The organism is Polaromonas sp. P1_G4, assembly GCF_056405475.1.
On sequence record NZ_JBFUCA010000221.1, the window covers coordinates 1 to 6,595 of the forward strand.

At 59.6% G+C, this 6,595-nt stretch carries 7 protein-coding genes and 1 riboswitch; of the genes, 6 read left to right on the forward strand and 1 reads right to left on the reverse strand.

Features of this window, described 5'->3' with window-relative positions; genetic code table 11:
• A partial coding sequence (locus AC1D1X_RS12490; RefSeq protein ID WP_477698372.1) for a DUF748 domain-containing protein occupies positions 1-471 on the reverse strand: 471 nt, incomplete at its 3' end.
• 788 nt (positions 472-1,259) lie between these two features.
• On the opposite strand from AC1D1X_RS12490, the gene AC1D1X_RS12495 reads away from it, so the two are divergent.
• From AC1D1X_RS12495 to AC1D1X_RS12520, 6 genes are all read left to right on the forward strand, one after another.
• Positions 1,260-2,144 (forward strand): lytic transglycosylase domain-containing protein, encoded by an 885-nt coding sequence (locus AC1D1X_RS12495; protein WP_477668977.1) that lies wholly within the window; start codon positions 1,260-1,262, stop codon positions 2,142-2,144.
• 138 nt (positions 2,145-2,282) lie between these two features.
• Positions 2,283-2,412: riboswitch (ZMP/ZTP riboswitch) on the forward strand.
• A gap of 36 nt (positions 2,413-2,448) precedes the next feature.
• Positions 2,449-3,693 (forward strand): serine hydroxymethyltransferase, encoded by a 1,245-nt coding sequence (gene glyA / locus AC1D1X_RS12500; protein ID WP_477668976.1) that lies wholly within the window; start codon positions 2,449-2,451, stop codon positions 3,691-3,693.
• A gap of 100 nt (positions 3,694-3,793) precedes the next feature.
• Positions 3,794-4,243 carry a transcriptional regulator NrdR gene (nrdR, locus tag AC1D1X_RS12505; protein ID WP_457280253.1) on the forward strand — a complete coding sequence of 150 codons (450 nt, stop codon included), beginning with the start codon at positions 3,794-3,796 and terminating at the stop codon, positions 4,241-4,243.
• A gap of 196 nt (positions 4,244-4,439) precedes the next feature.
• Positions 4,440-4,976: a GspH/FimT family pseudopilin gene (locus tag AC1D1X_RS12510; protein ID WP_477698373.1), complete on the forward strand. Its 537-nt coding sequence runs from the start codon at positions 4,440-4,442 to the stop codon at positions 4,974-4,976.
• Positions 4,967-5,572 (forward strand): type IV pilus modification protein PilV, encoded by a 606-nt coding sequence (gene pilV / locus AC1D1X_RS12515; RefSeq protein ID WP_477668974.1) that lies wholly within the window; start codon positions 4,967-4,969, stop codon positions 5,570-5,572. Before AC1D1X_RS12510 ends, pilV begins: the two co-directional genes overlap by 10 nt.
• Positions 5,569-6,567 carry a PilW family protein gene (locus AC1D1X_RS12520; protein WP_477668973.1) on the forward strand — a complete coding sequence of 333 codons (999 nt, stop codon included), beginning with the start codon at positions 5,569-5,571 and terminating at the stop codon, positions 6,565-6,567. Before pilV ends, AC1D1X_RS12520 begins: the two co-directional genes overlap by 4 nt.
• The last annotated feature ends 28 nt before the right edge of the window (positions 6,568-6,595 follow it).

The window sequence follows — 6,595 nt, forward strand, 5'->3', positions numbered from 1 at the left end:
GGTAAGAAACGCGACGGGTTCGTCCACCTGAACAGCGTCGGCCACTGGGGCGAGGCGAAGCAGGGACTCCAGCTCTGCATCTATATATAGGCGCTTGACGGAAAACTGGGGTGTTGCCTGGGGAGAAGCTGCCGAAACGCCACCCACAGGGCCGGCACGGGCAATGGCCAGGTCGCGAAGAGTCAGTTCGAGCGACCAGGGCTTGAAGTCGACCTCGCCCACGGTGACCTGGCGGCCCAGCTTTTCAGAAGCGATCTTCTCCAGTTGGGATTTGAGGATGGGCGGCACGGCCGCATAAGCCAGCGCCCACAACACCAGCAAACTGCCCACTGCCCAAGCCGCGCGCCGCTGCCAGAGCGGCGACCGGCCCACGGCGGCAGCCCTGGCCGGCAGTGTTTTTCCGATTTCCCGCCAATTGGTCTCGCGCCAGTTGAATTCCTGCCATTTGTTCTTCAAATCTTTGATTGCCATAGGCGTCGAGTTTTTAGCGCCGGGGCCGCCAGGTCAATGATTTATTTGAAAAAGACGGTCAACCRAAGGGCATTGAGGCCTGTGAAAAGCGCGCCCCCAAAAGAAAAAACCCCGGGCAGTCAGACCGACCGGGGTTGACGGCGGGCGTTTATGCTCATGCCGTCGGGGTTCCRCAAAGAAGAGAGTTATCGTCTCCAGTGCGATGAAAGCAAGTGATTGCTTCCAGATTTTCCGGGGTTGGTTACCCGGTTGGATGCGTGAGTGAACACGCAATTGCAGGTTAAACCCCTGCCGTCCCGCAAGCAAGACCATCTTTTCAATCACAGCGCAGGATGTGATTGCCGCTGCCTTTTTGTGTGCTCCGGGGCCACCCGCGCCGGCCTCAGGTGCCGATCCGGCGACTACATGCAACATGGAAAACGGCCTACAACCGCAGCCGCGAAAGGCTGATCGCGCTTTTTAGAGGCAAAACTTAACTTAGAGCTCCATCTCAAATAAAGCCCGTAAACACCTTGATTCAGGCCGGTTTTGCCGGAAATCAAGGTTTTTATTTGACTTTTTAATATAAAGAATCAATTTGTTATTATTGACAGGTTATTAACCAACCCCATAGAATCCCGCCAGTCCCACGAATCCTAGGGACAACCCGAACCCGCTGCCCTATTCCTCAAAGAAGCCGGCAACGTCAAACAAGGGTCAACACCCACAAGGCTTGCCTTGGTTTGATGGCGACCCAATCAAAGCCTGCCTGGCCCCCCAAAGGGCCTGCAAGCGTAGAAAGGAGTGCTATGACAGCGCTAGGACAATTCGGCCTTAACCTGAATGTCAACGCACACATCAAGAATGTGCGAAGCAGTGTTTCAAACATTGTTGACGACATCTCCCAAGGCTTTTTCGAGATTACCCACAACAGCTTCGCCCTTCTGGGCCTGGCAGTCGTGTTTGCGGTGATCACCCTGACTGCCCGGCCCGACTTGCGTCAGGCCGGTGAATTCAAGCTCATGACCTGGCTGCAGCAGCGCCAGGAAGCCGCCATCGGTTTTACCGAGCCGGCCGCCATTGAGCGCGCCACGGCGTCCAACCCGAAAGACCTGCCCGCCCAACAGGCGGCGGTGGCTTACTGGCTGAGCAAGAAGTACGGCGTCGCGCCCGAGCCGCTGAGCGTGCTGGTGGCCGAGGCCTTCGAGATCGGCCAGAAAGCCAAGCTCGACCCCACCCTGATCCTGGCCATCATGGCGATCGAGTCCGGCTTCAACCCGTTCGCGCAAAGCCCGGTCGGCGCCCAGGGCCTGATGCAAGTCATGACCAAGGTGCACCACGACAAGTACGACAACTTCGGCGGCAAGCTGGCGGCGTTTGACCCGGTGACCAACCTGCGCGTCGGCGTCAAGGTGCTGCAGGAATGCATCGCCCGCGCCGGCTCTGTCGAGGGCGGCCTCAAATACTATGTAGGCGCAGCCAACATGGACGACGACGGCGGTTACGCCGGCAAGGTGATGGGCGAACATGCCCGCCTGCTGGCCGTGGTGGCGTCTGCCTCCAAGCGCGGTGCGCCCTCGCCTTTCTTCACCACACCCGGTGGCTCGTCGCGCCCGGTGCCGGCCTCCCTGCCGGCCACGCCCGAAGCTGAAGGCAAGACGCCTGACAAGGTGGCGTTGCTGAACCAGTCCTGATTCGGGCGACTTGGGGGTCTTTTCACCCCATGCACTGCAAAAAAAGCCGGGCCGCCTACAGCGCTCCGGCTTTTTGCTTTTCGGGGTGCAGGTGAAGAAGCCCGGAAGCGGCAGGTTTTGGGCGCGCTCAGTTACACTAGCGAGGTGCGCGACTGGCGATAGGCTCAAGGTTTTCGCAACCATTGGAGCTGACGTGGGACACCACTGGGAAGCGCACCGCTGAAAGCCGTTGGGCCGAAGCGTTTAGCCGTTCGCCTGGGCAGCCCTTGTTTCAATAGCAGGGACCACGTCTTTAAGGACTGCCATGTACCACCGCAACATCCTGGTTGAACAAACCGACCCTGAAATCTTCGCCGCCATCCAGGCTGAAAATGCCCGGCAAGAACACCACATCGAGCTGATTGCCAGCGAAAACTACGCCTCGCCCGCCGTCATGGCCGCGCAGGGCTCGCAGCTCACCAACAAATACGCTGAAGGCTACCCCGGCCGCCGCTACTACGGCGGCTGCGAACACGTCGACGTGGCCGAGCAGCTCGCCATCGACCGCATCAAAACCATCTTCGGTGCCGAGGCCGCCAACGTGCAGCCGCATTGCGGCGCATCGGCCAACGAGGCCGTGTTCCTGGCTTTCCTCAAGCCCGGCGACACCATCATGGGCATGAGCCTGGCCGAAGGCGGCCACCTGACGCACGGCATGGCCCTGAATATGAGCGGCAAGTGGTTCAACGTCGTCTCCTACGGCCTCAATGACAAGGAAGAGATCGACTACGACGCGATGGAGCGCAAGGCCCACGAGGCCAAACCCAAGCTGATCATCGCCGGCGCCTCGGCCTACAGCCTGCGCATCGATTTCGAGCGTTTCGCCAAGGTGGCCAAGGCCGTTGGCGCGATCTTCATGGTCGACATCGCCCACTACGCCGGCCTGGTGGCTGCGGGCGTGTACCCCAACCCGGTGCCGCACGCCGACATCGTCACGTCGACCACACACAAGAGCCTGCGCGGCCCGCGTGGCGGCATCATCCTGATGAAGGCCGAACACGAAAAAGCCATCAACAGCGCCATCTTCCCCGGCCTGCAGGGCGGCCCGCTGATGCATGTGATTGCCGCCAAGGCCGTGGCCTTCAAGGAAGCCATGGCGCCCGAGTTCAAGGCTTACCAGCAGCAGGTCGTGAAGAACGCGCAGATCGTGGCCGACACCCTGACCCAGCGCGGCCTGCGCATCGTCAGCGGCCGCACCGAAAGCCACGTCATGCTGGTCGACCTGCGCGCCAAGGGCATCACCGGCAAGGAAGCCGAAGCCGTGCTGGGCAGCGCCCACATGACGATCAACAAGAACGCCATCCCGAACGACCCCGAAAAACCGATGGTCACCAGCGGCGTGCGCATCGGCACCCCGGCCATGACGACCCGCGGCTTCAAGGACGAAGAAGCGCGCATCACGGCCAACCTGATCGCCGACGTGCTGGATAACCCGCGCGACGCGGCCAACATCGAAGCGGTCCGTGCCAAGGTCCACGCCCTGACCAGCCGTTTCCCGGTCTACCGCTAACCATGACGGACAGCGCAGGCACTATGATTTTAATAGCTGCCTGCGCTCGTTCTGATTGGGCTGGAGGCCGATTTACGCCTTCAAATTCGAGCTGCCCATCATGAAATGCCCTTTTTGCGGCCACCTTGAAACCCAGGTCGTGGAGACGCGCGTGGGCGAAGATGCCGAATTCATACGCCGCCGCCGCCAGTGCGGCGCATGTGAAAAGCGCTTCACAACCTATGAGCGGCCCGATGTCACCTTCCCGTCCATCGTCAAGAAGGACGGCAGGCGCATCGAGTACAAGCGCAGCAAAGTCCTGGCGTCCCTGAACCTCGCGCTGCGCAAGCGGCCCGTCAGCACCGAGCAGGTCGACTCGGCGGTTGAACGCATCGAGGAAAAGCTCCTGAGCCTGGGGCTGCGGGAAGTGCCGTCCAACCGCATCGGCGAGCTCGTCATGCGTGAGCTCCGCAAGCTCGACAAGGTGGCCTATGTCCGCTTTGCGAGCGTTTACCGCAGCTTCGAGGATATTGACGAATTCAAGACCTTGGTGGACGAGGTCAGGCGGTAGAAATCGCTCCGGGTCCGGCAAAAACCCTACCCGCCACCAGATTAATGGTAGTCGGAGCCCGACAGCCGGAGCCTCGCCCGTCAACGGCGGTTCCTATACTCACGACATGCGAATGACCGTGTGCTCAACCTCCTTACGCCGCCCAGCCAAAGCGACCCCGCGCGCTTGCGACGCAGGCTTCACCATCATCGAAATCATGGTGACAGTTGCTGTTTTAGCCATGATTTTGGCCATAGGACTGCCTAATTTGAGGGAGTTCATGGTTCGAAACCAGGCAGGCGCCATTACGGCTGAATTTTCCAATGACGTCTCGCGTGCGAGGATTGAAGCGATCAGCAGAAACAATTGCGTCACCATCTGCATGTCGAGCAATACCTCCAATGCCCTTACCGGGGGCACCCCCACATGCGCAACGGCGGGGAGCAACTGGCAAGCCGGCTGGATAGTTTTTTCCAATCCCAGTTGCAGCGCCACACAAAACGACCCGACAACGGTCGGCTCGACACTGATTTCAGTGCGCCAGCCTGGCGTCGACAGCTTTGACCTGTCAGATAGTGCTTCTTTGAAGCGCCTAACGTTCGATTCTCGAGGGCTTGCATCCATTGCCCAGTCCAACTTCTCGCTTTCATACATCCTCGAAAGCAACACCAGTCCTCACTACCGCTCTATTTGCATCACTTCAGCAGGCCGGGTAAGTGTCAAAAAATACGGAGGAGTCAGCGCATGTCCATGAGTCGCCAGCGAGGTGCAGGCCTGATCGAGGCCTTGATCGCCATGCTTATTCTTTCCATCGGTGTGCTCGGCATGGTCGGCATGCAGACGGCTTCGCTCAAGTACGAGCAAACCGGATGGGTGCGATCGGCGCTGTCGTCCAGCATCAGCAGCTTTGCGGATCGCATCAGGGCAAATGCCAGTGCGGACGCAACCGCTTATAACTTCTCCCGCACCTACGCCGCTGAACGTACATCCATTGATGGAACCCCGACCTACCTGAACCCGGCCAAAGATTGCAACACTGCAACCTGTACCCCGACCGAGCTGGCGGCCTATGACATCACTATCTGGCGTCTTGACCTGAACAACCAGCTGCCGGGCGCGGTGGGCATCGTAACGCCCACCGGAACCAAAGGCGTGGACTTGCGCTTCCTGGTGACCGTTGCCTGGTATAGCAAAGACAACCTGGACGGTACAGGTACAACACTGCGTTCACCCGACATATGCACGGCGACCACCACAGGAATCGCCGCAAGAAACTGCTGCCCCACTGCACTGGGAACGGCTACCGCCCTGGCCGGCGTTCAATGCGCCAATCTTGAGATGATTCCATGAAGACACTTCACATCGGAATGGCGCAGCCGCGCTACCGCCAACGCGGTTTGACACTGATCGAGCTGCTGGTCAGTCTGGTCATCGGCCTGGTCCTCGCCCTCGCGGCAGCGGCGGCATATCTGGGCACCCGCTCGGCCGCTACAGCCTCAGCCAATATGGCGATGCTCAATGAGACCGGCAAGCTTGCACTGGACATGATTGGCCGCGACCTTCAGATGGCGGGTTTCTACCCCATGATCATGTCCACCACCTCCGCGGCCTCAGGTAATTTGGGGGGATTCACCAATACCAAATACTCAACCGCCGTGGCCTATAACCAGGGGCTGTTTGGGTGCGACGGCGCGGTGTTCAATCCCACAACCAGGGCTTGCGGCAGCACGGTAGCCACTGCGCCAGATTCGGTTGTGATCAACTATTTCACCATGCCAGAGCTGGATGCATCGACCTTTGGGAGTGGGTTCGACTGCCTGAGGCAATCTGTTGACCTTGATCCCAACAATGCGGCGCAGATTGCCGATGGACGGCCGCGCTACGTATCCAACCGTTTTGGCCTGGTCGCTACCAGCTATACGGCCCAGGGCGTCGGCGGTACCACCCGGACAGTGAATACCAAGAGCCTCGGATGCAACGGCAATGGAAAAAACCCGGAAGACACCATTTATCAACCGATTTTTGAAGGCATTGAAGACATGGTGATCCGATATGGGGTGGCCGGGACAGCTGGGACGTCTCCGGAGACCTACCATACCGCTGCCGAAGTGACTGCATTGCCCGATGTCGCGGGCTTCACATCATGGCAGCGCGTAACCGCCATCAGGGTGTGTTTGCTGACCCGTACGCCGGAAAACTCGCGCACCCAGGACAAGGCAGGCTCCTTGCGCAGCTATGCCAACTGCCGGGGCGCCAACATCACCTACGCGGCCACCGACCGGACTATTTACAAGAAATACGAGCGCGTATTTGCCATTCGAAATAACTTGACAGGTATTTACTGATGCGAGCCGGCATGCCAATCACTACAGC

Excerpts from the sequence above, each read along its gene's own strand:
- AC1D1X_RS12495 (WP_477668977.1), top strand. The coding sequence starts at position 1,260 with ATGACAGCGCTAGGACAATTCGGCCTTAACCTGAATGTCAACGCACAC.
- glyA (WP_477668976.1), top strand. The coding sequence starts at position 2,449 with ATGTACCACCGCAACATCCTGGTTGAACAAACCGACCCTGAAATCTTC.
- nrdR (WP_457280253.1), top strand. The coding sequence starts at position 3,794 with ATGAAATGCCCTTTTTGCGGCCACCTTGAAACCCAGGTCGTGGAGACG.
- AC1D1X_RS12510 (WP_477698373.1), top strand. The coding sequence starts at position 4,440 with ATGGTGACAGTTGCTGTTTTAGCCATGATTTTGGCCATAGGACTGCCT.
- pilV (WP_477668974.1), top strand. The coding sequence starts at position 4,967 with ATGTCCATGAGTCGCCAGCGAGGTGCAGGCCTGATCGAGGCCTTGATC.
- AC1D1X_RS12520 (WP_477668973.1), top strand. The coding sequence starts at position 5,569 with ATGAAGACACTTCACATCGGAATGGCGCAGCCGCGCTACCGCCAACGC.